This window comes from Pseudomonas sp. PvP028 (assembly GCF_017832255.1).
Lineage (GTDB): Bacteria > Pseudomonadota > Gammaproteobacteria > Pseudomonadales > Pseudomonadaceae > Aquipseudomonas > Aquipseudomonas syringae.
Genome location: NZ_JAFIBL010000001.1, coordinates 2,032,501 through 2,055,983, shown reverse-complemented (window position 1 = coordinate 2,055,983; position 23,483 = coordinate 2,032,501). Strand labels below are relative to the sequence as shown.

At 54.9% G+C, this 23,483-nt stretch carries 17 protein-coding genes, 4 tRNA genes and 2 rRNA genes (1 of these 23 running past the window's edge); all 23 read right to left on the bottom strand.

The features are described from left to right. Positions 1 to 8: 8 nt before the first annotated feature. Positions 9 to 644: a 50S ribosomal protein L3 gene (gene rplC, locus JOE34_RS09165; RefSeq protein WP_002555490.1), complete on the bottom strand. Its 636-nt coding sequence runs from the start codon at positions 642 to 644 to the stop codon at positions 9 to 11. Between the two features lie 81 nt (positions 645 to 725). Further along, the gene (gene rpsJ, locus JOE34_RS09160) at positions 726 to 1,037 is read right to left on the bottom strand and encodes a 30S ribosomal protein S10 (protein ID WP_002555491.1); all 312 of its coding nucleotides are present in this window, start codon (positions 1,035 to 1,037) and stop codon (positions 726 to 728) included. A gap of 141 nt (positions 1,038 to 1,178) precedes the next feature. Then, complete coding sequence (gene tuf / locus JOE34_RS09155) at positions 1,179 to 2,372, bottom strand: elongation factor Tu (protein ID WP_003344210.1); 1,194 nt, start codon at positions 2,370 to 2,372, stop codon at positions 1,179 to 1,181. 31 nt (positions 2,373 to 2,403) lie between these two features. After that, the gene (fusA, locus tag JOE34_RS09150) at positions 2,404 to 4,509 is read right to left on the bottom strand and encodes an elongation factor G (RefSeq protein ID WP_003317109.1); all 2,106 of its coding nucleotides are present in this window, start codon (positions 4,507 to 4,509) and stop codon (positions 2,404 to 2,406) included. A gap of 30 nt (positions 4,510 to 4,539) precedes the next feature. Further along, positions 4,540 to 5,010 carry a 30S ribosomal protein S7 gene (gene rpsG / locus JOE34_RS09145; RefSeq protein ID WP_002555493.1) on the bottom strand — a complete coding sequence of 157 codons (471 nt, stop codon included), beginning with the start codon at positions 5,008 to 5,010 and terminating at the stop codon, positions 4,540 to 4,542. A 122-nt stretch (positions 5,011 to 5,132) separates the two neighbouring features. Further along, positions 5,133 to 5,504: a 30S ribosomal protein S12 gene (gene rpsL, locus JOE34_RS09140; RefSeq protein ID WP_002555494.1), complete on the bottom strand. Its 372-nt coding sequence runs from the start codon at positions 5,502 to 5,504 to the stop codon at positions 5,133 to 5,135. 199 nt (positions 5,505 to 5,703) lie between these two features. Further along, the gene (gene rpoC / locus JOE34_RS09135; RefSeq protein WP_209995601.1) at positions 5,704 to 9,903 is read right to left on the bottom strand and encodes a DNA-directed RNA polymerase subunit beta'; all 4,200 of its coding nucleotides are present in this window, start codon (positions 9,901 to 9,903) and stop codon (positions 5,704 to 5,706) included. A gap of 64 nt (positions 9,904 to 9,967) precedes the next feature. Continuing rightward, positions 9,968 to 14,041, bottom strand: coding sequence for a DNA-directed RNA polymerase subunit beta (rpoB, locus tag JOE34_RS09130; RefSeq protein ID WP_003317110.1), 4,074 nt, complete (start codon positions 14,039 to 14,041; stop codon positions 9,968 to 9,970). Between the two features lie 221 nt (positions 14,042 to 14,262). Next, positions 14,263 to 14,628 carry a 50S ribosomal protein L7/L12 gene (gene rplL / locus JOE34_RS09125; protein WP_003317111.1) on the bottom strand — a complete coding sequence of 122 codons (366 nt, stop codon included), beginning with the start codon at positions 14,626 to 14,628 and terminating at the stop codon, positions 14,263 to 14,265. 79 nt (positions 14,629 to 14,707) lie between these two features. Then, the gene (gene rplJ, locus JOE34_RS09120; protein WP_002555498.1) at positions 14,708 to 15,208 is read right to left on the bottom strand and encodes a 50S ribosomal protein L10; all 501 of its coding nucleotides are present in this window, start codon (positions 15,206 to 15,208) and stop codon (positions 14,708 to 14,710) included. 202 nt (positions 15,209 to 15,410) lie between these two features. Next, on the bottom strand, positions 15,411 to 16,106 hold the full coding sequence (gene rplA / locus JOE34_RS09115; protein ID WP_003317112.1) for a 50S ribosomal protein L1: 696 nt from the start codon (positions 16,104 to 16,106) through the stop codon (positions 15,411 to 15,413). Continuing rightward, positions 16,106 to 16,537: a 50S ribosomal protein L11 gene (gene rplK / locus JOE34_RS09110; protein WP_002555500.1), complete on the bottom strand. Its 432-nt coding sequence runs from the start codon at positions 16,535 to 16,537 to the stop codon at positions 16,106 to 16,108. The genes rplA and rplK overlap by 1 nt, the downstream gene beginning before the upstream one ends. A 118-nt stretch (positions 16,538 to 16,655) precedes the next feature. Further along, complete coding sequence (gene nusG, locus JOE34_RS09105; protein WP_003317113.1) at positions 16,656 to 17,189, bottom strand: transcription termination/antitermination protein NusG; 534 nt, start codon at positions 17,187 to 17,189, stop codon at positions 16,656 to 16,658. A gap of 9 nt (positions 17,190 to 17,198) precedes the next feature. Then, positions 17,199 to 17,567 carry a preprotein translocase subunit SecE gene (gene secE, locus JOE34_RS09100; protein ID WP_002555502.1) on the bottom strand — a complete coding sequence of 123 codons (369 nt, stop codon included), beginning with the start codon at positions 17,565 to 17,567 and terminating at the stop codon, positions 17,199 to 17,201. 46 nt (positions 17,568 to 17,613) lie between these two features. Further along, positions 17,614 to 17,689 (bottom strand) — tRNA-Trp (locus JOE34_RS09095). Positions 17,690 to 17,854: 165 nt separating this feature from the next. After that, a tRNA-Thr gene (locus JOE34_RS09090) sits at positions 17,855 to 17,930 on the bottom strand. Positions 17,931 to 17,956: 26 nt separating this feature from the next. Next, positions 17,957 to 18,030 (bottom strand) — tRNA-Gly (locus JOE34_RS09085). Positions 18,031 to 18,054: 24 nt separating this feature from the next. Further along, a tRNA-Tyr gene (locus JOE34_RS09080) sits at positions 18,055 to 18,139 on the bottom strand. A 142-nt stretch (positions 18,140 to 18,281) separates the two neighbouring features. After that, the gene (locus JOE34_RS09075; RefSeq protein WP_003391762.1) at positions 18,282 to 18,710 is read right to left on the bottom strand and encodes a hypothetical protein; all 429 of its coding nucleotides are present in this window, start codon (positions 18,708 to 18,710) and stop codon (positions 18,282 to 18,284) included. Between the two features lie 7 nt (positions 18,711 to 18,717). Beyond that, the gene (locus JOE34_RS09070) at positions 18,718 to 19,467 is read right to left on the bottom strand and encodes a pantothenate kinase (RefSeq protein WP_003426583.1); all 750 of its coding nucleotides are present in this window, start codon (positions 19,465 to 19,467) and stop codon (positions 18,718 to 18,720) included. Continuing rightward, positions 19,457 to 20,416, bottom strand: coding sequence for a bifunctional biotin--[acetyl-CoA-carboxylase] ligase/biotin operon repressor BirA (gene birA / locus JOE34_RS09065; RefSeq protein ID WP_010416912.1), 960 nt, complete (start codon positions 20,414 to 20,416; stop codon positions 19,457 to 19,459). Before birA ends, JOE34_RS09070 begins: the two co-directional genes overlap by 11 nt. Before the next feature lie 148 nt (positions 20,417 to 20,564). Next, positions 20,565 to 20,680, bottom strand: a 5S ribosomal RNA gene (gene rrf, locus JOE34_RS09060). 158 nt (positions 20,681 to 20,838) lie between these two features. Then, positions 20,839 to 23,483, bottom strand: a 23S ribosomal RNA gene (locus JOE34_RS09055) (it continues 249 nt past the right edge of the window).

The window sequence follows — 23,483 nt, the reverse complement described above, 5'->3', positions numbered from 1 at the left end:
GCTTCCCCTTAACCGCGAGCCTTGGCTGCCGGACGTACAACCAGGTTGCCGCCAGTAGCGCCAGGAACAGCACCCTTGACCAACAACAGATTGCGTTCAGCGTCCACGCGCACTACTTCCAGGGACTGCACGGTCACGCGCTCAGCGCCCATATGACCGGACATTTTTTTGCCCTTGAATACACGACCAGGAGTCTGGCACTGGCCGATAGAGCCTGGGACGCGGTGGGAGACGGAGTTACCGTGGGTATTGTCTTGACCACGGAAATTCCAACGCTTGATCGTACCCTGGAAGCCTTTACCCTTGGACTGACCCGTTACATCAACCAGTTGACCAGCGGCGAAGATTTCAGCGTTGATCTGATCGCCAGCCTGGTAGTCGCCTTCTTCAAGACGGAATTCCATGACGGTACGACCGGCGGCAACGTTCGCCTTAGCGAAGTGGCCAGCCTGAGCGGCTGTAACACGCGAAGCGCGACGCTCGCCGACAGTGACTTGCACTGCACGATAGCCATCGGTTTCTTCGGTTTTGAACTGAGTGACGCGATTCGGCTCGATCTCAATGACCGTGACCGGAATGGAGACACCTTCTTCGGTGAAAATACGGGTCATACCGCATTTACGACCGACTACACCAATAGTCATGTTGTAAACCTCATGAGTGTACGGGGCTTTCACCCGCTATGGCCGCCCATTTCAGAGCGTTACACGACTAAGACCCAAGTCTTAGCCGAGGCTGATCTGAACTTCCACACCGGCCGCAAGATCAAGCTTCATAAGCGCATCAACGGTTTTTTCCGTTGGCTGGACAATGTCCAGAACACGCTTGTGAGTACGGATCTCATACTGGTCGCGCGCGTCTTTGTTGACGTGCGGAGAAACCAGAACGGTGAACCGCTCTTTACGAGTCGGCAGTGGAATCGGACCACGCACCTGTGCACCAGTACGTTTCGCGGTTTCCACGATTTCCTGGGTTGATTGGTCGATCAGGCGATGGTCAAAAGCCTTCAACCTGATACGGATTTGCTGGTTTTGCATTGGATTCAGACTCCAGATTGCTGTTCCCACCGAGCGCAATACGCCCGTTAAAAGGAGGCGCAATTCTATAGACGACCTAACAAGGTGTCAACCCAATAAAAAAGCCCCCGCAGTGCGGGGGCTCTTTTTGGGACTCAACGCTTAAGCGATGATTTTGGCTACGACGCCAGCGCCGACGGTACGACCGCCTTCACGGATTGCGAAACGCAGACCATCTTCCATTGCGATTGGCTTGATCAGGGTAACGGAAACTTTAACGTTATCACCTGGCATGACCATTTCTACGCCTTCCGGCAGTTCGCAGCTACCAGTTACGTCGGTAGTACGGAAGTAGAACTGTGGACGGTAGCCTTTGAAGAACGGAGTGTGACGACCGCCTTCTTCCTTGCTCAGAACGTAGATTTCAGCTTCGAACTGAGTGTGCGGCTTGACGCTGCCTGGCTTGACCAGAACCTGGCCACGCTCAACGTCGTCACGCTTGGTGCCGCGCAGCAGCACGCCGCAGTTCTCGCCAGCACGACCTTCGTCGAGCAGTTTGCGGAACATTTCAACACCGGTGCAGGTGGTGACGGTAGTGTCACGCAGACCAACGATTTCCAGTGGATCCTGAACCTTGACGATACCGCGCTCAATACGACCAGTCACAACAGTACCGCGACCGGAGATCGAGAACACGTCTTCGATTGGCATCAGGAACGGCTTGTCGGTAACACGAACTGGTTCTGGAATGTACGAGTCCAGTGTTTCAACCAGTTTACGAACGGCAGTGGTGCCCATTTCGTTGTCGTCTTTACCTTCCAGAGCCATACGAGCAGAACCGATGATGATCGGAGTGTCGTCGCCTGGGAAGTCGTAAGTGCTCAGCAGATCGCGCACTTCCATCTCAACCAGTTCCAGCAGCTCAGCGTCGTCTACCAGGTCAGCCTTGTTCAGGAAGACCACGATGTACGGAACGCCAACCTGACGGGACAGCAGGATGTGCTCACGGGTTTGTGGCATCGGACCATCAGCGGCCGAACAAACCAGAATCGCGCCGTCCATCTGGGCAGCACCAGTGATCATGTTCTTCACGTAGTCAGCGTGACCTGGGCAGTCAACGTGAGCGTAGTGACGGATCAACGATTTGTATTCGACGTGCGCGGTATTGATGGTAATACCACGAGCTTTTTCTTCCGGTGCGCTGTCGATCTTGTCGAATTCAACAGCAGCCGAACCGAAAACTTCGGAGCAGACGCGAGTCAGAGCAGCGGTCAGCGTGGTTTTACCGTGGTCAACGTGACCAATGGTGCCAACGTTGACGTGCGGGAGGGAACGATCAAATTTTTCTTTAGCCACGACAAATAACTCCTAGCCTAAAGGCGCTGAATCAGCCTTGTTTTTTGGTTACAGTTTCGACGATGTGCGACGGAGCTGTATTGTATTTTTTGAATTCCATAGAGTAGCTTGCGCGACCCTGAGACATGGAGCGAACGTCGGTCGCATAACCGAACATCTCACCCAACGGAACCTCGGCACGAATTACTTTGCCGGAAACCGTATCTTCCATACCCAGAATCATGCCGCGACGGCGGTTAAGGTCGCCCATCACGTCACCCATATAGTCTTCAGGCGTAACAACCTCTACCGCCATGATCGGCTCAAGCAGCTCACCACCGCCCTTCTGGGCCAGTTGCTTGGTCGCCATGGAAGCAGCCACCTTAAACGCCATCTCGTTCGAGTCGACGTCATGGTAGGAACCATCAAACACGGTAGCCTTCAGGCCGATCAGCGGATAACCGGCAACAACGCCGTTCTTCATCTGCTCTTCGATACCCTTCTGGATAGCCGGGATGTATTCCTTGGGAACAACACCACCTACCACTTCGTTTACGAATTGCAGACCTTCCTGACCTTCGTCAGCAGGTGCAAAACGGATCCAGCAGTGGCCGAACTGGCCACGACCGCCGGATTGACGAACGAACTTGCCTTCGATTTCACAGTTCTTCGTGATGCGCTCACGATAGGAAACCTGAGGCTTGCCGATGTTGGCTTCGACGTTGAACTCACGGCGCATCCGATCAACCAGGATGTCCAGGTGCAGCTCGCCCATGCCAGAGATGATCGTTTGACCAGTCTCTTCATCAGTCTTGACGCGGAAAGACGGGTCTTCCTGAGCAAGTTTGCCCAGTGCGATACCCATTTTTTCCTGGTCATCCTTGGTTTTAGGCTCAACGGCAACCGAAATAACCGGCTCCGGGAAGTCCATACGAACCAGGATGATTGGCTTGTCAGCGTTGCACAAGGTCTCACCAGTGGTGACGTCCTTCATGCCGATCAAGGCCGCGATGTCACCAGCGCGCACTTCCTTGATCTCTTCGCGGGCGTTTGCGTGCATCTGCACCATACGACCCACACGCTCTTTCTTGCCCTTGACCGAGTTGATCACGCCGTCGCCGGATGCCAACACGCCCGAGTAAACGCGGACGAAAGTCAAGGTACCCACGAATGGGTCGGTAGCGATCTTGAACGCCAGAGCCGAGAACGGCTCGTTGTCGTCTGCATGACGCTCCATCAGGATTTCTTCGTTATCAGGATCGGAACCCTTGATAGCTGGAATATCGATTGGAGCCGGCAGGTAGTCGATCACGGCGTCGAGAACCAGGGGAACACCCTTGTTCTTGAAGGAAGAACCGCAAACAGCAAGAACGATCTCACCAGCGATAGTACGCTGACGCAGAGCGGCCTTGATTTCCTCGTTGGTGAGTTCTTCACCCTCAAGGTACTTGTTCATCAGCTCTTCGCTGGCTTCGGCCGCAGCCTCGACCATGTTGCTGCGCCACTCGTCAGCCAGTTCCTGCAGTTCAGCAGGGATAGGCTCACGACGTGGAACCATACCCTTGTCGGCATCGTTCCAGTAAACAGCTTCCATGGACATCAGATCGATCTGACCCTGGAAGTTGTCTTCGGCACCAATGGCCAGCTGGATCGGCACCGGGGTGTGACCCAGACGCTGCTTGATCTGAGCGATTACGCGCAGAAAGTTCGCACCAGCACGGTCCATCTTGTTCACGTAAACGATACGCGGAACACCGTACTTGTTGGCTTGACGCCATACGGTTTCGGACTGCGGCTCTACGCCAGAAGTACCGCAGAACACAACGACCGCGCCGTCGAGTACACGCAGGGAACGCTCAACTTCAATGGTGAAGTCAACGTGGCCCGGGGTGTCAATAACGTTGAAACGGTATTGATCTTTGTGTTGCTTCTCGGAACCCTGCCAGAAGGCAGTAATAGCAGCAGAAGTAATGGTAATACCACGCTCCTGCTCCTGAACCATCCAGTCCGTGGTCGCGGCGCCGTCATGCACCTCGCCCATTTTGTGGCTTTTGCCGGTGTAAAAAAGGACGCGCTCGGTGGTGGTGGTTTTACCAGCATCCACGTGAGCGACGATACCAATGTTACGGTAGCGGCCAATCGGAGTAGTACGAGCCATAAAGCCCTCGCAAAATTAGTGACGCTGAAATTAGAAGCGGTAGTGCGAGAAAGCCTTGTTGGCCTCAGCCATACGGTGCACGTCTTCACGCTTCTTGACCGCAGCACCTTTACCTTCGGCGGCGTCCAGCAGTTCGCCAGCCAAACGCAGTGCCATTGACTTCTCACCGCGCTTGCGCGCGAAGTCTACCAGCCAACGCATTGCCAGAGCATTACGACGGGACGGACGAACTTCGACAGGAACCTGGTAAGTAGCACCGCCTACACGGCGCGACTTTACTTCGACCAGCGGAGCGATGGCGTCGAGAGCTTTCTCGAAGATTTCCAGGGGGTCGCTGTTCTTACGTTCTTTAACCTTTTCCAGCGCGCCATAAACGATACGCTCGGCAACGGCTTTCTTGCCGCTTTCCATTACGTGGTTCATGAACTTGGCCAGAATCTGGCTGCCGTATTTTGGATCGTCAAGCACTTCGCGCTTGGCTGCTACGCGTCTTCTTGGCATGGATAAGCCCTCAAACGGTCTTCAGGTTAGCTCGGGACCACCATCCTGCAAGGGATGCGCCCGACCTTACTCTTATCGACTCAGAAAAATAGAAATCTGCAATTTCAAACAGAAGCCAAAAACTACTTAGGCTTCTTGGTACCGTATTTCGAGCGACCCTGGTTACGACCTTTAACGCCGGAAGTATCCAAAGAACCACGAACGGTGTGATAACGAACACCTGGCAAGTCTTTTACACGACCGCCACGGATCAGTACCACGCTGTGTTCTTGCAGGTTGTGACCTTCACCACCGATGTACGAGGAAACCTCGAAACCGTTGGTCAGGCGCACACGGCAGACTTTACGCAATGCCGAGTTAGGTTTTTTCGGCGTGGTGGTATACACACGAGTGCACACACCGCGACGTTGCGGGCAGTTCTGCAGCGCAGGTACGTCGGATTTCTCGACGATACGCTTACGCGGCTGACGTACCAGCTGGTTGATAGTTGCCATCTACTAGCTCCACTGTTGTCTTGCGACGCTATTGTCTTACAAGAAAAGCAAATGACAGGGCACAGGCCCCGCCAAATTTAGGGGTACAAGAGTCTAAAGAGGATCCCGCCCCCAGTCAAGACAAAGCCCCGACGTCCTCACCGGGCAAACAACACGATAACGTGCTGCCTGCCAGATGAAAAATGCCGAGGCTCTGGTCTCAATTACCGCTGGAGTTCAACGCTTCCGTCAGAGCCGCTTCTACTTCGCTCGCGCTGACACGGGTCGGTTTGTCCATTTCACGACGACGCTTGCGCTCGCTGTGATAAGCCAGACCGGTACCGGCCGGGATCAGACGACCCACGACCACGTTTTCCTTCAGGCCGCGCAGGTAATCGCGCTTGCCGGTCACAGCCGCTTCGGTCAGTACGCGGGTTGTCTCCTGGAAGGAGGCCGCGGAGATGAACGACTCGGTGGACAGCGATGCCTTGGTGATACCCAGCAACACGCGAGTGAACTTGGAAACAAACTTGTCTTCCGTGCTCAAACGCTCGTTTTCTACCAGTACGTGAGTCAATTCCATCTGGTCGCCCTTGATGAAACTGGAATCGCCAGACTCGGCAATCTCAACCTTACGCAGCATCTGACGCAGAATCGTCTCGATGTGCTTGTCGTTGATCTTCACGCCTTGCAGACGGTATACGTCCTGAATCTCGTTGACGATGTACTTGGCCAGCGCACTCACACCCAGCAGACGCAGGATGTCGTGTGGATCGCTCGGGCCGTCGGAGATAACTTCGCCGCGGTTCACTTGCTCGCCTTCGAAGACGTTCAGGTGACGCCACTTCGGAATCAGCTCCTCGTACGGATCGCTACCGTCGTTCGGGGTAATGACCAGACGGCGCTTGCCTTTGGTCTCTTTACCGAATGCGATGGTACCGCTGACTTCTGCAAGGATCGACGCCTCTTTCGGACGACGCGCTTCGAACAGGTCAGCAACACGCGGCAGACCACCAGTGATGTCACGAGTCTTCGAAGTTTCCTGCGGAATACGAGCGATAACATCACCGATCGCGATCTGCGCACCGTCAGCAACACCAACAAGTGCGTTGGCCGGCAGGAAGTACTGAGCCGGTACGTCAGTACCTGGCAGCAGCAGATCCTTGCCATCCAGACCGACCATCTTCACAGCAGGACGAATGTCCTTGCCGGCAGCCGGGCGGTCTTTGGCGTCGAGCACTTCAATGTTGGTCATACCGGTCAATTCGTCTGTCTGACGCTTGATCGTGATGCCTTCTTCCATGCCTACGTAGGTAACAGTACCTTTCATCTCGGTGACGATTGGGTGAGTGTGCGGATCCCACTTGGCCACGATAGAGCCAGCGTCGACCTTGTCGCCTTCCTTCACCGAAATCACTGCGCCGTATGGCAGCTTGTAACGCTCACGCTCGCGACCGAAGTCATCTGCGATTGCCAGCTCACCGGAGCGGGATACCGCAACCAGGTGACCGTCAACACGCTCGACGTGCTTCAGGTTGTGCAGACGGACAGTACCGCCATTCTTCACCTGAACGCTGTCGGCTGCCGAGGTCCGGCTTGCCGCGCCACCGATGTGGAACGTACGCATTGTCAGCTGGGTACCCGGCTCACCGATCGACTGTGCAGCGATTACGCCGACAGCTTCACCGATGTTGACCTGGTGACCGCGTGCCAGGTCGCGACCGTAGCACTTGGCGCAGATGCCGTAGCGGGTTTCACAGCTGATTGGCGAACGGACGATGACTTCGTCGATGCTGTTCAGCTCGATGAACTCGACCCACTTCTCGTCTACCAGCGTGCCAGCAGGCACGATGACCTCTTCTGTACCCGGCTTGAACACGTCACGGGCAATGACTCGACCCAGTACGCGCTCACCCAGCGGCTCTACAACGTCACCGCCTTCAATGTGCGGAGTCATCAGCAGACCGTGCTCGGTACCGCAATCAACCTCGGTAACCACCAGATCCTGCGCGACGTCTACCAGACGACGAGTCAGATAACCGGAGTTAGCGGTTTTCAACGCGGTATCCGCAAGACCCTTACGAGCACCGTGAGTAGAGATGAAGTACTGAAGTACGCTCAAACCTTCACGGAAGTTCGCAGTGATCGGCGTTTCGATGATGGAGCCGTCAGGCTTGGCCATCAAACCACGCATACCGGCCAACTGACGAATCTGGGCAGCAGAACCACGCGCCCCGGAGTCAGCCATCATGTACATCGAGTTGAAGGATTCCTGATCAACTTCGACGCCTTGACGGTCGATAACGCGCTCTTTGGACAGGTTCGACATCATCGCTTTCGAGACTTCGTCGTTCGCCTTGGACCAAAGGTCGATTACCTTGTTGTACTTCTCGCCCTGGGTTACCAGGCCGGAGGCGTACTGACTTTCGATCTCTTTAACTTCTTCGGTGGCCGCGTCGATGATGCGAGCTTTTTCATCAGGGATAACGAAGTCGTTAACGCCGATGGAAACACCCGAAATGGTCGAGTAGGCAAAACCGGTGTACATCAACTGGTCAGCGAAAATAACGGTCTCTTTCAGGCCAACCACGCGATAGCACTGGTTGATTAGCTTGGAGATCGCCTTCTTCTTCATCGGCTGGTTGACGACGTCGTATGACAGGCCGGCCGGAACCACCTGGAACAGCAGCGCACGGCCGACAGTGGTGTCGACGATACGGGTGTTCTTGACGCTGCCACCATCACGGTCGTTGACCGTTTCGTGGATACGAACCTTGACCTTGGCGTGCAGGGCCGCTTCGCCGGCGCGGAATACGCGGTCGACTTCCTGCAGATCCGCAAATACACGACCTTCGCCCTTGGCGTTGATCGCTTCGCGAGTCATGTAGTACAGACCCAGTACAACGTCCTGCGAAGGAACGATGATTGGCTCACCGTTGGCTGGCGACAGAATGTTGTTGGTCGACATCATCAGCGCGCGCGCTTCGAGCTGAGCTTCCAGCGTCAGAGGCACGTGAACGGCCATCTGGTCACCGTCGAAGTCGGCGTTGTACGCAGCACAGACCAGCGGGTGCAGCTGAATAGCTTTACCTTCGATCAGTACCGGTTCAAACGCCTGGATGCCCAGACGGTGAAGCGTAGGCGCACGGTTCAGAAGCACCGGGTGTTCGCGAATCACTTCAGCAAGAACGTCCCAGACCTCTGGCAGCTCGCGCTCGACCATCTTCTTGGCAGCTTTGATGGTCGTAGCCAGGCCACGCATTTCCAGCTTGCCAAAAATGAACGGTTTGAACAGCTCGAGAGCCATCTTCTTCGGCAGACCGCACTGGTGCAGACGCAGGGTCGGACCTACGGTAATTACCGAACGACCCGAGTAGTCAACACGCTTACCGAGCAAGTTCTGACGGAAACGACCCTGCTTACCCTTGATCATGTCAGCCAGGGATTTCAGAGGACGCTTGTTCGAACCAGTGATCGCGCGACCGCGACGGCCGTTGTCGAGCAGTGCATCGACCGCTTCCTGCAGCATGCGCTTTTCGTTGCGCACGATGATATCGGGAGCGGACAGATCCAGCAGACGCTTCAGACGGTTGTTACGGTTGATCACTCGACGATACAGATCGTTAAGGTCGGACGTCGCGAAACGGCCACCGTCAAGCGGAACCAGAGGACGCAGATCTGGCGGCAGGACCGGCAGAACGGTCAGCACCATCCACTCAGGAAGGTTGCCGGAACCCTGGAAGGCTTCCATCAATTTCAGACGCTTGGACAGCTTCTTGATTTTGGTCTCGGAATTGGTTTGCGGAATTTCTTCGCGCAGTCGGCCAATTTCGTGTTCCAGATCAATAGCGTGCAGCAGCTCGCGGACAGCCTCGGCACCCATGCGGGCATCGAAGTCGTCACCGAACTCTTCGAGGGCTTCGAAGTACTGCTCGTCGTTCAGCAGCTGACCTTTTTCAAGGGTGGTCATGCCTGGATCGATAACGACGTAGCTCTCAAAGTAGAGAACACGTTCGATATCACGCAGGGTCATGTCCATCAGCAAACCGATACGGGACGGCAGCGATTTCAGGAACCAGATGTGGGCAACCGGCGAAGCCAGCTCGATGTGAGCCATGCGCTCGCGACGAACCTTGGCCAGTGCTACTTCAACACCGCACTTTTCGCAGATGACACCACGGTGCTTCAGGCGCTTGTACTTACCGCACAGGCACTCGTAATCTTTTACCGGGCCAAAGATCTTGGCGCAGAACAGACCGTCACGCTCAGGCTTGAACGTACGGTAGTTGATGGTTTCCGGCTTTTTAACTTCACCGAACGACCAAGAGCGGATCATCTCAGGCGATGCAAGTCCGATACGGATTGCGTCGAACTCTTCGACTTGACCCTGGTTTTTCAGCAAATTCAGTAGGTCTTTCAAGGCTTTTCCTCCTGGCGGAGCAGGGAGCAGGCAGTACCGCCCTGCCCCCGATTCGCGTCACGTGTTATTCGGTTTCCAGATCGATATCGATACCGAGCGAACGGATTTCTTTGATCAACACGTTGAAAGACTCGGGCATGCCCGGCTCCATACGGTGATCGCCGTCCACGATGTTTTTGTACATCTTGGTACGACCGTTCACATCGTCCGACTTCACTGTGAGCATTTCCTGCAGAGTGTACGCCGCGCCGTATGCTTCCAGCGCCCACACTTCCATCTCCCCGAAACGCTGACCACCGAACTGTGCCTTACCACCCAGCGGCTGCTGGGTAACCAGGCTGTACGAACCAGTGGAACGCGCGTGCATCTTGTCGTCCACCAAGTGGTTCAGCTTCAGCATGTACATGTAGCCAACCGTTACAGCACGTTCAAACTTGTTGCCGGTACGACCGTCGAACAGCTGCATCTGGCCGCTTTCCGGCATATCTGCCAGCTTGAGCATTGCCTTGATTTCGCTTTCCTTGGCACCGTCGAAAACCGGGGTAGCCATCGGTACGCCGTTACGCAGGTTCTTCGCGAGGTCCAGAATCTCGTTGTCGGTGAGGTCTTCCAGAGACTCCTGACGACCGCCGATTTCGTTATAGATCTCGTTGAGGAACTTGCGCAGCTCAGCAACTTTACGCTGCTCTTCGAGCATGCGGTTGATCTTCTCGCCCAGACCTTTGGCCGCGAGGCCCAGGTGGGTTTCGAGAATCTGACCAACGTTCATACGCGAAGGTACGCCCAGCGGGTTGAGGACGATATCGACCGGCGTGCCATTGGCATCGTGCGGCATGTCTTCAACCGGCATGATCACAGAGACCACACCCTTGTTACCGTGACGACCGGCCATCTTGTCGCCCGGCTGGATGCGGCGACGGATTGCCAGGTAGACCTTGACGATTTTCAGAACGCCTGGAGCCAGGTCATCGCCCTGCTGCAGTTTGCGTTTCTTGTCTTCGAACTTGTCATCCAGAAGACGGCGACGATCAACGATGTAGGCCTGAGCCTTTTCGAGCTGCTCGTTGAGAGCATCTTCAGCCATGCGCAGCTTGAACCACTGACCATGCTCAAGACCATCGAGCACTTCGTTGGTGATTTCCTGGCCCTTTTTGAGGCCAGCGCCGCCTTCAGCTACACGACCCACCAGCGCAGAGCGCAGACGTTCGAAAGTAGCGCCTTCGACAATACGGAACTCTTCGTTCAGATCCTTGCGGATCTCGTCGAGTTGCGATTTCTCGATGGACAGGGCACGCGCATCACGCTCGACACCATCACGGGTGAAGACCTGAACGTCAATGACAGTACCTTTGGTACCGGTTGGTACACGCAGGGAGGTATCTTTAACGTCGCTGGCCTTCTCGCCGAAGATCGCGCGCAACAGTTTTTCTTCCGGAGTCAGCTGGGTCTCGCCTTTCGGAGTGACCTTACCGACCAGGATGTCGCCGGCGCCGACTTCGGCACCTACATAAACGATACCCGCTTCGTCCAGCTTGTTCAGAGCAGCTTCACCCACGTTAGGGATGTCAGCTGTGATTTCCTCTGGCCCAAGCTTGGTGTCACGCGCCACACAGGTCAGTTCCTGAATGTGGATCGTGGTGAAGCGGTCTTCCTGAACGACACGCTCAGAAAGACAGATGGAGTCTTCGAAGTTGAAACCGTTCCAGGCCATGAACGCGATGCGCATGTTCTGACCCAGCGCCAGTTCACCCATATCGGTGGACGGGCCGTCAGCCATGATGTCGCTACGCTGAACACGGTCACCCTTGCTGACCAGCGGACGCTGGTTGATGCAGGTGTTCTGGTTCGAACGGGTGTATTTGGTCAGGTTGTAGATGTCTACACCCGCCTCACCTGTTTCAACTTCATCATCGGCAACGCGAACAACGATACGGCTGGCGTCAACCGAGTCGATCACACCACCACGACGAGCCACGACGCAAACGCCGGAGTCGCGAGCAACGTTGCGCTCCATGCCAGTACCTACCAGCGGCTTGTCGGCACGCAGAGTAGGAACAGCCTGACGCTGCATGTTCGAACCCATCAACGCACGGTTGGCGTCATCGTGCTCGAGGAACGGAATCAGCGATGCGGCTACCGAGACAACCTGCTTGGGCGAAACGTCCATCAGGGTGACATCGGCTGGCGCCTTGACGGTGAATTCGTTCAAGTGACGCACAGCAACCAGCTCGTCGATCAGCTCTTGCTTGTCGTTCATTGCGGCCGAAGCCTGGGCAATGACGTGGTCCGCTTCTTCGATCGCCGAAAGGAAGACGATCTCTTCGGTGACCAGACCTTCCTTGACCACACGGTACGGGCTCTCGAGGAATCCGTACTGGTTGGTGCGGGCATAGGCCGCCAGGGAGTTGATCAGACCGATATTCGGACCTTCAGGCGTCTCGATCGGGCACACACGGCCGTAGTGAGTCGGGTGAACGTCTCGAACTTCAAAGCCGGCGCGCTCACGCGTCAGACCGCCAGGGCCGAGTGCGGAAACACGACGCTTGTGCGTGATCTCGGACAGCGGGTTGTTCTGGTCCATGAACTGGGAAAGCTGGCTGGAACCGAAGAACTCTTTGACCGCCGCCGCAACAGGTTTGGCGTTGATCAGGTCCTGAGGCATCAGGCCTTCGCTTTCTGCCATCGACAGACGTTCTTTGACAGCGCGCTCGACACGGACCAGACCTACACGGAACTGGTTCTCGGCCATCTCGCCGACGCAACGAACGCGACGGTTACCGAGGTGGTCGATGTCATCGACGATGCCTTTGCCGTTGCGGATATCAACGAGGGTCTTGAGGACCGCTACGATGTCTTCCTTGCACAGCACGCCCGAGCCTTCGATTTCGGTACGACCGATACGACGGTTGAACTTCATACGGCCTACAGCAGACAGGTCGTAGCGCTCAGGGCTGAAGAACAGGTTGTTGAACAGTGTTTCAGCAGCATCCTTGGTTGGCGGCTCGCCAGGACGCATCATGCGATAGATCTCGACCAGCGCTTCCAGTTGGTTGCTGGTGGAGTCGATCTTCAGTGTGTCGGAGACGAACGGGCCGCAATCGATGTCGTTGGTGTACAACGTTTCGATACGAACAACCTGAGCCTTGGCGATCTTGGCCAGGATTTCGGTGTTCAGCTCGGTGTTGCACTCGGCAATGATCTCACCGGTTGCCGGATGCACGATGACCTTGGCTGTAGTACGACCCAGGACGTAGTCCAGAGGCACTTCCAGCTCTTTGATCCCGGCCTTTTCCAGCTGGTTGATGTGACGGGCAGTGATACGACGACCCTGCTCGACAATGACCTTGCCCTTGTCGTCCAGGATATCCAGAACGGCAATTTCACCACGCAGGCGCTGAGGCACCAGCTCCAGGCTCAGGTTTTCACCGCGCACATGGAATACGTTGGTGGTGTAGAAAGCATCAAGCACTTGCTCGGTGGTGTAACCCAGAGCGCGCAGAAGTACGGACGCAGGCAGCTTGCGACGACGGTCGATACGGACGAATACGCAGTCTTTCGGATCGAACTCGAAGTCCAGCCACGAACCGCGGTAAGGAATGATACGAGCGGAGTACAGCAGCTTGCCGGAGCTGTGCGTCTTGCCACGGTCGTGGTCGAAGAATACGCCAGGCGAACGGTGAAGCTGAGACACGATAACGCGCTCGGTGCCATTGATTACAAAGGTACCGTTCTCAGTCATCAGGGGGATTTCACCCATGTAGACTTCTTGCTCTTTGATGTCCTTGATCGCTTTGTTCGACGATTCTTTGTCGAAAATGATCAGACGGACCTTGACTCGCAGAGGTACTGCGTAAGTCACACCGCGCAGCACGCATTCCTTGACATCAAATGCCGGTTCGCCCAAGCGATAACCTACATACTCCAGCGCAGCATTGCCGGAGTAGCTGATGATCGGGAAAACGGATTTGAAGGCTGCATGCAGACCGACGTCGCGGAACTGATCTTTGGTCGCTCCCGCCTGCAGGAATTCGCGATACGAATCCAGCTGGATGGCCAAGAGATACGGCACATCCATTACGTCCGGCAACTTGCTAAAGTCCTTGCGGATACGTTTTTTCTCAGTATATGAGTAAGCCATCAGCGTTCCCCAGCTTGGTCACCTGCTTGTTTGGCTCCCTCCCGACGGAAGCAGCCAGAAAATCTTGCAAACCCCTTGGTTTGCGCCACCGCCATCGGTGGATGCCACACGTTACAGACGTTGACAGCGCCAATCGTCTATAACGGAAAAAGGCCGGTGGCAAAAGCCACCAGCCATCAGCCTTTCGCTAAACGCGTGGGCTGGACACTCAAAATCGATGCTTATTTCAGCTCGACTTTAGCGCCTGCTTCTTCCAGGGTAGCTTTTGCTTTGTCAGCTGCGTCTTTCGACACTGCTTCCAGAACCTGGGCAGGAGCGCCGTCAACTACAGCCTTGGCTTCTTTCAGGCCCAGACCGGTCAGTTCACGAACTGCCTTGATCACGTTTACTTTCTTCTCGCCAGCTTCCAGCAGCATGACGTTGAATTCAGTTTGTTCTTCAACAACAGCAGCTGCAGCAGCTGGACCAGCAGAGCCGGCAGCAGCAGTAACGCCGAACTTCTCTTCGAAAGCCTTGATCAGTTCTACAACCTGCAGAACGGACATTTCAGCTACGGCGTTAAGGATATCGTCTTGAGAGATGGACATGACTCAATTTCCTGAATTGGGGGACGGCCTACGCGACCATCAAAATAAACAAAAATACGCGAAAAGATCTGACTCAGCCTTAGGCTGCAGCTGCTTCTTTTTGGTCGCGAACAGCCGCCAGAGTACGAGCCAACTTGCTGGTAGCGCCTTGAATCACGCTCATCAGCTGAGAAATTGCTTCGTTACGGGTCGGCAGGCTTGCCAGTACATCGATCTGATTAGCTGCGAGGAACTTGCCCTCGAACGCAGCTGCCTTGATCTCGAACTTGTCCTGACCTTTAGCGAATTCCTTGAACAAACGGGCAGCAGCGCCAGGATGTTCGTTGGAGAACGCTATCAAGGTCGGGCCAGTGAACACGTCGTTGAGGACACTGAATTCAGTGTCAGCAACAGCGCGCTTGAGCAGGGTGTTACGTACAACACGTACGTAAACGCCAGCTTCACGAGCCTCTTTACGGAGTCCGGTCATTGCGCCAACCGTCACGCCACGGGCATCAGCCACGACAGCGGACAGACCAGCTTTGGCAGCCTCGTTGACTTCAGCGACGATGGCCTTCTTGTCTTCGAGTTTAATTGCCACGGGTTTAACTCCTGCTTGTTACCGTTTCATCCGACCGAAGCCAGATGTCGTTTTGGTGTCTGATTCGGTAAGGAACCGGGAGCACCATCTGCGTAGGCTTGAGGTTTAAGACTTGCGTCGCCTACGGTCTTGGATAGCCCCCGCCAGGCAGGGACCCCAATCTTTCAAACGGTACGGCAATCGATCACCGTACCATTTTGTCTTACGCTTCCAACGAACCCTGGTCGATGACCAGGCCTGGGCCCATAGTGGTGCTCAGGGTGATGCGCTTGACGTAAATACCTTTCGAAGAAGCAGGCTTGATACGCTTCAGATCAGCGATCAGGGCTTCAACGTTTTCCTTCAGCTTGACAGCGTCGAAACCGACCTTGCCAACGGAAGTGTGGATGATGCCGTTTTTGTCGGTGCGATAACGAACCTGACCAGCCTTGGCGTTCTTGACGGCGGTAGCGACGTCAGGAGTAACGGTGCCGACTTTCGGGTTAGGCATCAGACCGCGAGGACCGAGAACCTGACCCAGCTGACCCACAACGCGCATTGCGTCAGGGGAAGCGATAACGACGTCGTAGTTCAGATCGCCAGCTTTCATTTCAGCGGCCAGATCGTCCATACCAACACGGTCAGCGCCGGCAGCCAGAGCAGCTTCAGCAGCAGGGCCCTGGGTGAACACTGCAACGCGTACAGTTTTACCGGTGCCGTGCGGCAGTACGGTAGCGCTACGTACGACCTGGTCGGATTTACGAGGATCAACACCCAGGTTGACAGCGACGTCGATCGACTCGCTGAACTTGACAGTCGACAGCTCGGTGAGCAACGCAGCGGCGTCTACAAAATTGTAAGACTTGCCAGCTTCGATTTTCTCGGCGATTGCCTTTTGACGCTTGGTCAGCTTAGCCATTACACACCCTCCACGTTAAGGCCCATGCTACGAGCGGAACCGGCGATGGTACGCACGGCCGCTTCCATGTCAGCTGCAGTCAGATCCGCATTTTTTGCTTTAGCGATATCTTCCAGCTGAGCACGAGTCACGGTGCCAACTTTAACGGTGTTCGGGCGAGCCGAGCCGCTGGTCAAGCCTGCAGCTTTCTTCAGCAGAACCGATGCAGGAGTACTTTTTGTTTCGAAAGTGAAGCTACGGTCGCTGTATACAGTGATGATCACTGGAGTCGGCAAGCCTGGCTCAATACCCTGAGTACGGGCGTTGAACGCTTTGCAGAATTCCATGATGTTCACACCGTGCTGACCCAGAGCAGGACCAACTGGCGGGCTTGGGTTAGCCTGAGCGGCTTTCACTTGCAGCTTGATGTATGCGGTTATCTTCTTGGCCATGAGGCACTCCAATTACGGGTTCAAGCGCCAACAAAGGCTCCCCGGTTACTTACGCGTATATCCCAGTGACGAAAAAACCCCACAGCCTTGGGCTGCGGGGTATGGGATTCCAGCTCAGTTATGCCTTTTCGACCTGACTGAACTCCAGCTCTACCGGAGTAGAGCGTCCGAAAATGAGCACCGCCACTTGAATCCGGCTCTTTTCGTAGTTAACTTCTTCGACCGTGCCATTGAAATCGGCGAACGGACCGTCGGTGACGCGAACAACCTCACCTGGTTCGAACAGCGTTTTCGGCTTCGGCTTGTCGCTACCGTCAGCGACGCGACGCAGAATCGCTTCTGCCTCTTTATCAGTGATGGGAGCTGGCTTATCAGCGGTACCGCCGATGAAGCCCATGACACGCGGGGTGTCCTTGACCAAGTGCCAAGTACCCTCATTCATGTCCATCTGAACAAGCACATAACCAGGGAAGAACTTGCGCTCGCTTTTGCGCTTCTGGCCATTACGCATTTCAACCACTTCTTCAGTGGGAACCAGAATTTCGCCGAAGCCATCTTCCATGCCTGCCAGCTTCACACGCTCGACCAACGAGCGCATGACATGCTTCTCGTAACCCGAGTAAGCATGCACTACGTACCAACGCTTAGCCACGGGACACCCTTAGCCAACTATCAAGGAAACAAGCCAGCCGAGCAGGGAATCAAGCCCCCACAACAGCAACGCCATAACCAGCACAACAGCCACAACGATCAACGTGGTTTGAGTGGTTTCTTGGCGAGTAGGCCATACGACTTTACGGATCTCGGCACGGGCTTCTTTCGCCAAAACGAAGAAGGCCTTACCTTTGCCTGTCTGCAGCGCTACAAATGCAGCAGCTGCGGCAATCACAAGGAGAGCGAGAACGCGATACAGGATCGGCTCAGCAGAATAATACTGATTGCCGACAACACCCACGACAACCAAAACGACTACCAGGAGCCACTTCAGCATATCAAAGCGAGAGTCTGATGCTTCAGCCTTGGGATTCATCTACGGAGATCCTGTGAAAAGAAAGCCAGATTACATCTAGGGAATCTGGCAGGTCAGGAGGGAATCGAACCCCCAACCTACGGTTTTGGAGACCGTCGCTCTGCCAATTGAGCTACTGACCTAAAAGCAAAATCAGGCCGACCATTATGCGGACCTGACGAGAGTTTTTCAACACCTTATTCGAAGAGCACATAACAGGCAGCACGCCCCGAACAAGATTTAGACGGCGCACGCAGCGCGGAACCGCCTAAAACAAAGGCAGATATTTTCATATCTGCCTTTATCAATGGAGCTCTTGAGCGGATTTGAACCGCTGACCTCACCCTTACCAAGGGTGTGCTCTACCAACTGAGCTACAAGAGCAAAACACTGCGCATGAACCACAAGCCTGGAGCGGGTAGCGGGAATCGAACCCGCATCATCAGCTTGGAAGGCTGAGGTTCTACCACTAAACTATACCCGCACAACTTGCAGCTCGCGCTAAATCTGGTGGAGGGGGAAGGATTCGAACCTTCGAAGTCGTAGACGTCAGATTTACAGTCTGATCCCTTTGGCCGCTCGGGAACCCCTCCTAAGCGAGGCAGCATTTTCAACTCATGCTACCCTTCTGTCAACCTTTTTCTCAGTAAAAACCTGAGGTTACATGCGTTGACTACTACCACTCCGTTCGTGAGACTTTCACCTCACTGCGAAGCGGGCGCCATTCTATGTAAACTAATCAGCAGTTGCAATGCCCTCGCACGACATTATTTGATTTTTTAATTGCGGGAAATCCTGACCCAGCTGACTGATCAAGCCAGCTTCGACAAGGCGTCGACTTTCCGGGGCGATTTTCAGCCAGTAGGCGGTCGCCCCGCTCGTTTGCAAGGGCTGAAATTGAGACTGGATATCCAGACTGTTCAATCGCTGCTCTACCAGGCGCGCATCCTCTTGCCTGGCAAAGCCACCGACGTACAGACATTGGGCGTCACGATCGTGGGACACCCGCCCGGCATCCGATTCGCTGAGCAGACGAATATCCTGCTGAGAAGCACGGTGCAACGACAAGGGCATGACCTCTTTGGCCCTGAGCGGAGCCTCCTGCTGATGCCAGATGTAATAAAAGGCATTAAGCATCAACAGCAGAAGAAATAACCAACGCATAGAGACCTCAGCGCAAAGGGCAGGCGAGAGCCAGCCCCACGAAGACCAGATCAGGAACGATACGAGCTCCCGGCAGCACATCCGCAACCAAGGCAGCGTCCCCGCCAGTCACAAAAATAGCAAAGTCCTCACCCCAATACCCACGAGCTATCTCGACCTGAGTCACTGCGAACCCCCGAAGCATCAGCGAGCAACCACGCTCTACGGCTTCTGCGGTTGCACGCCCGGGAACGAGACGAACCAAAGCCCTTTCCGCCTCTGTATCGTCATATCTGATGCGACGGGTATGGGTGCGCAACTGATTGCGCATCAAGGGCATCCCTGGACAGATGAAACCACCAAGATGCGCGCCGTCGGCGTCGACGAAATCAGATGTCACTGCGGTGCCCAGATCAATCACCAGGCATGCACGCTTGACAAGGTGGTACGCACCCACGAAAGCCAGCCAGCGATCCAGGCCGAGGCGCTCGAAATCGTCATAGCCGTTAATCACTCCTCCCAGCTCGCGGGCAGGCACTGCGCAGACCGGGGCAACGGAGAACGCGTCAGCCAGCACGGAAACCAGACGCGCCGTTTCTTCGGCACTTCGGACACTTACCAGACGGCAGTCGCTGAACGTTGTGTCCGGTAAATTACGCAGGTGCTCCAACAAGGCTGCGTCAGAGTCAACGACACCAACGCTGACCACTGCTGCATCGCTTTTAGCGGTAATACGCCACTTGATGAAGCTGTTGCCACAATCGAGCTCAAGAATCATCTCGCAACCTCAGGCTCAGCTCTCCACCACTAAAGCTTTTTTCCACACCATTGACTTCCAACCGCAGCGCTCCAAGCGAGTCGACCCCTAACACCACTCCCTCCACGACACCTACTCCCGAGAGCAACTTGACTGCAGCCCCCTGCCACAAATGCCCGCGCTCCCACTCCTTCTGAAATGCCGCAAAGCTTTCCTTGCGATGAACCGTCATGAGAGCCTCAAGCTGTGTGCTTATACGAGCAGCGACCTGATTGCGATCAACAAGGCCGCCTGTTTCGAGCCTGACCGACGTCCACAGCTGATCGACCTCGCTGGTGGAGCGCATGTTTACGTTCACCCCTATTCCGATGATCACATGACACACGTCCGCCGGATCGCCAATCAGTTCGAGCAAAATGCCGGCGATCTTCTGCCTGCCAACGAGCACGTCGTTTGGCCATTTAAGGCCTGCGCCCTGCACGCCCATATCACGCAGCACATTCATTACCGCGAGCCCCACCAGCAAGCTGAGACCTTCCAATTGACGCATCCCGCCATCGATGCGCAGGACCAGGCTGTAATACAGGTTTTCAGCAAATGGACTTACCCACTTTCGACCACGCCGCCCTCTTCCGGAGGTCTGCTGCTCGGCCACCACCAGTACAGGCATGGCAACGCCTTGAGTGATCAGACGTGCGGCCTCAGCGTTGGTAGAGTCGATGGAATCGTAAGTGCGTACAGACCAGTTGGCAGGAAAGCCTGACTGCTCGATACCGTAGGGACTTAGAAGAGAAATGGGCGTTGCGAGTCTATAGCCACGACCACGCACCTTGTGGACATCTATGCCCAGATCCGCCTCAAGCTGCTGAAGCTGCTTCCAGACAGCACTTCGACTTATGCCGAGGGCATCGCCCAATACCTGCCCAGAATGAAACGCACCATCGGCAAGAAGCTTTAACAAGGTCAGCATTTGGAATCGCCTGGCAATAAGGCACGCATCATAGCCACGCAGAAGCATGATGCATAGAAACGAAAACGTGTTTTCACGCTGGTTTTTTGCAGGCACCAGACAAACAAAAACCCTCAACGCGTAAGCGATGAGGGTTTCTGGAATTTAATCTTGACGATGACCTACTCTCACATGGGGAAACCCCACACTACCATCGGCGATGCATCGTTTCACTACTGAGTTCGGGATGGGATCAGGTGGTTCCAATGCTCTATGGTCGTCAAGAAATTCGGGTACCGAATCGTGCCTTGCGGCGCGCTTCAGCAAATCGGGTATGTGATAGCAAGCTGTTTCAGGTGTCGTTCGTGACGCAAACTTTCGGTTCGTGTCATCTTCACAGTCACCGCAATCTGGTCATTCGACGCAAATTGCTTGGGTGTTATATGGTCAAGCCTCACGGGCAATTAGTATTGGTTAGCTCAACGCCTCACAGCGCTTACACACCCAACCTATCAACGTCGTAGTCTTCGACGGCCCTTTAGGGAACTCAAGGTTCCAGTGAGATCTCATCTTGAGGCAAGTTTCCCGCTTAGATGCTTTCAGCGGTTATCTTTTCCGAACATAGCTACCCGGCAATGCCACTGGCGTGACAACCGGAACACCAGAGGTTCGTCCACTCCGGTCCTCTCGTACTAGGAGCAGCCCCTCTCAAATCTCAAACGTCCACGGCAGATAGGGACCGAACTGTCTCACGACGTTCTAAACCCAGCTCGCGTACCACTTTAAATGGCGAACAGCCATACCCTTGGGACCGGCTTCAGCCCCAGGATGTGATGAGCCGACATCGAGGTGCCAAACACCGCCGTCGATATGAACTCTTGGGCGGTATCAGCCTGTTATCCCCGGAGTACCTTTTATCCGTTGAGCGATGGCCCTTCCATACAGAACCACCGGATCACTAAGACCTACTTTCGTACCTGCTCGACGTGTCTGTCTCGCAGTCAAGCGCGCTTTTGCCTTTATACTCTACGACCGATTTCCGACCGGTCTGAGCGCACCTTCGTACTCCTCCGTTACTCTTTAGGAGGAGACCGCCCCAGTCAAACTACCCACCATACACTGTCCTCGATCCGGATAACGGACCTGAGTTAGAACCTCAAAGTTGCCAGGGTGGTATTTCAAGGTTGGCTCCACGCAGACTGGCGTCCACGCTTCAAAGCCTCCCACCTATCCTACACAAGCAAATTCAAAGTCCAGTGCAAAGCTATAGTAAAGGTTCACGGGGTCTTTCCGTCTAGCCGCGGATACACTGCATCTTCACAGCGATTTCAATTTCACTGAGTCTCGGGTGGAGACAGCGCCGCCATCGTTACGCCATTCGTGCAGGTCGGAACTTACCCGACAAGGAATTTCGCTACCTTAGGACCGTTATAGTTACGGCCGCCGTTTACCGGGGCTTCGATCAAGAGCTTCGCTTGCGCTAACCCCATCAATTAACCTTCCGGCACCGGGCAGGCGTCACACCCTATACGTCCACTTTCGTGTTTGCAGAGTGCTGTGTTTTTAATAAACAGTCGCAGCGGCCTGGTATCTTCGACCGGCAGGGGCTTACGCAGTAAATGCTTCACCTCCACCGGCGCACCTTCTCCCGAAGTTACGGTGCCATTTTGCCTAGTTCCTTCACCCGAGTTCTCTCAAGCGCCTTGGTATTCTCTACCCAACCACCTGTGTCGGTTTGGGGTACGGTTCCTGGTTACCTGAAGCTTAGAAGCTTTTCTTGGAAGCATGGCATCAACCACTTCGCGTTCTAAAAGAACACTCGTCATCAGCTCTCGGCCTTAAGATCCCGGATTTACCTAAGATCTCAGCCTACCACCTTAAACCTGGACTACCAACGCCAGGCTGGCCTAGCCTTCTCCGTCCCTCCATCGCAATAACCAGAAGTACAGGAATATTAACCTGTTTTCCATCGACTACGCTTTTCAGCCTCGCCTTAGGGACCGACTAACCCTGCGTCGATTAACGTTGCGCAGGAAACCTTGGTCTTTCGGCGTGGGTGTTTTTCACACCCATTGTCGTTACTCATGTCAGCATTCGCACTTCTGATACCTCCAGCAAGCTTCTCAACTCACCTTCACAGGCTTACAGAACGCTCCTCTACCGCATCATCAAAAGATGATACCCGTAGCTTCGGTGCATGGTTTGAGCCCCGTTACATCTTCCGCGCAGGCCGACTCGACTAGTGAGCTATTACGCTTTCTTTAAAGGGTGGCTGCTTCTAAGCCAACCTCCTAGCTGTCTAAGCCTTCCCACATCGTTTCCCACTTAACCATGACTTTGGGACCTTAGCTGACGGTCTGGGTTGTTTCCCTTTTCACGACGGACGTTAGCACCCGCCGTGTGTCTCCCATGCTCGGCACTTGTAGGTATTCGGAGTTTGCATCGGTTTGGTAAGTCGGGATGACCCCCTAGCCGAAACAGTGCTCTACCCCCTACAGTGATACATGAGGCGCTACCTAAATAGCTTTCGAGGAGAACCAGCTATCTCCGAGCTTGATTAGCCTTTCACTCCGATCCACAGGTCATCCGCTAACTTTTCAACGGTAGTCGGTTCGGTCCTCCAGTTAGTGTTACCCAACCTTCAACCTGCCCATGGATAGATCGCCCGGTTTCGGGTCTATTCCCAGCGACTAGACGCCCTATTAAGACTCGCTTTCGCTACGCCTCCCCTAATCGGTTAAGCTCGCCACTGAAAATAAGTCGCTGACCCATTATACAAAAGGTACGCAGTCACCCAACAAAGTGGGCTCCCACTGCTTGTACGCATACGGTTTCAGGATCTATTTCACTCCGCTCTCCGCGGTTCTTTTCGCCTTTCCCTCACGGTACTGGTTCACTATCGGTCAGTCAGTAGTATTTAGCCTTGGAGGATGGTCCCCCCATATTCAGACAAGGTTTCTCGTGCCCCGTCCTACTCGATTTCATTGCAAAGCGATTTTCGCGTACAGGGCTATCACCCACTATGGCCGTCCTTTCCAGAACGTTCCGCTAATCTCAATACAACTTAAGGGCTGGTCCCCGTTCGCTC

Bases quoted from the DNA above. Each gene is read 5' to 3' on its own strand.
- rplC (WP_002555490.1), bottom strand. From the start codon at position 644: ATGACTATTGGTGTAGTCGGTCGTAAATGCGGTATGACCCGTATTTTC.
- rpsJ (WP_002555491.1), bottom strand. From the start codon at position 1,037: ATGCAAAACCAGCAAATCCGTATCAGGTTGAAGGCTTTTGACCATCGC.
- fusA (WP_003317109.1), bottom strand. From the start codon at position 4,509: ATGGCTCGTACTACTCCGATTGGCCGCTACCGTAACATTGGTATCGTC.
- rpsG (WP_002555493.1), bottom strand. From the start codon at position 5,010: ATGCCAAGAAGACGCGTAGCAGCCAAGCGCGAAGTGCTTGACGATCCA.
- rpsL (WP_002555494.1), bottom strand. From the start codon at position 5,504: ATGGCAACTATCAACCAGCTGGTACGTCAGCCGCGTAAGCGTATCGTC.
- rpoB (WP_003317110.1), bottom strand. From the start codon at position 14,041: ATGGCTTACTCATATACTGAGAAAAAACGTATCCGCAAGGACTTTAGC.
- rplL (WP_003317111.1), bottom strand. From the start codon at position 14,628: ATGTCCATCTCTCAAGACGATATCCTTAACGCCGTAGCTGAAATGTCC.
- rplA (WP_003317112.1), bottom strand. From the start codon at position 16,106: ATGGCTAAGCTGACCAAGCGTCAAAAGGCAATCGCCGAGAAAATCGAA.
- rplK (WP_002555500.1), bottom strand. From the start codon at position 16,537: ATGGCCAAGAAGATAACCGCATACATCAAGCTGCAAGTGAAAGCCGCT.
- secE (WP_002555502.1), bottom strand. From the start codon at position 17,567: ATGAATCCCAAGGCTGAAGCATCAGACTCTCGCTTTGATATGCTGAAG.
- JOE34_RS09075 (WP_003391762.1), bottom strand. From the start codon at position 18,710: ATGCGTTGGTTATTTCTTCTGCTGTTGATGCTTAATGCCTTTTATTAC.
- JOE34_RS09070 (WP_003426583.1), bottom strand. From the start codon at position 19,467: ATGATTCTTGAGCTCGATTGTGGCAACAGCTTCATCAAGTGGCGTATT.
- birA (WP_010416912.1), bottom strand. From the start codon at position 20,416: ATGCTGACCTTGTTAAAGCTTCTTGCCGATGGTGCGTTTCATTCTGGG.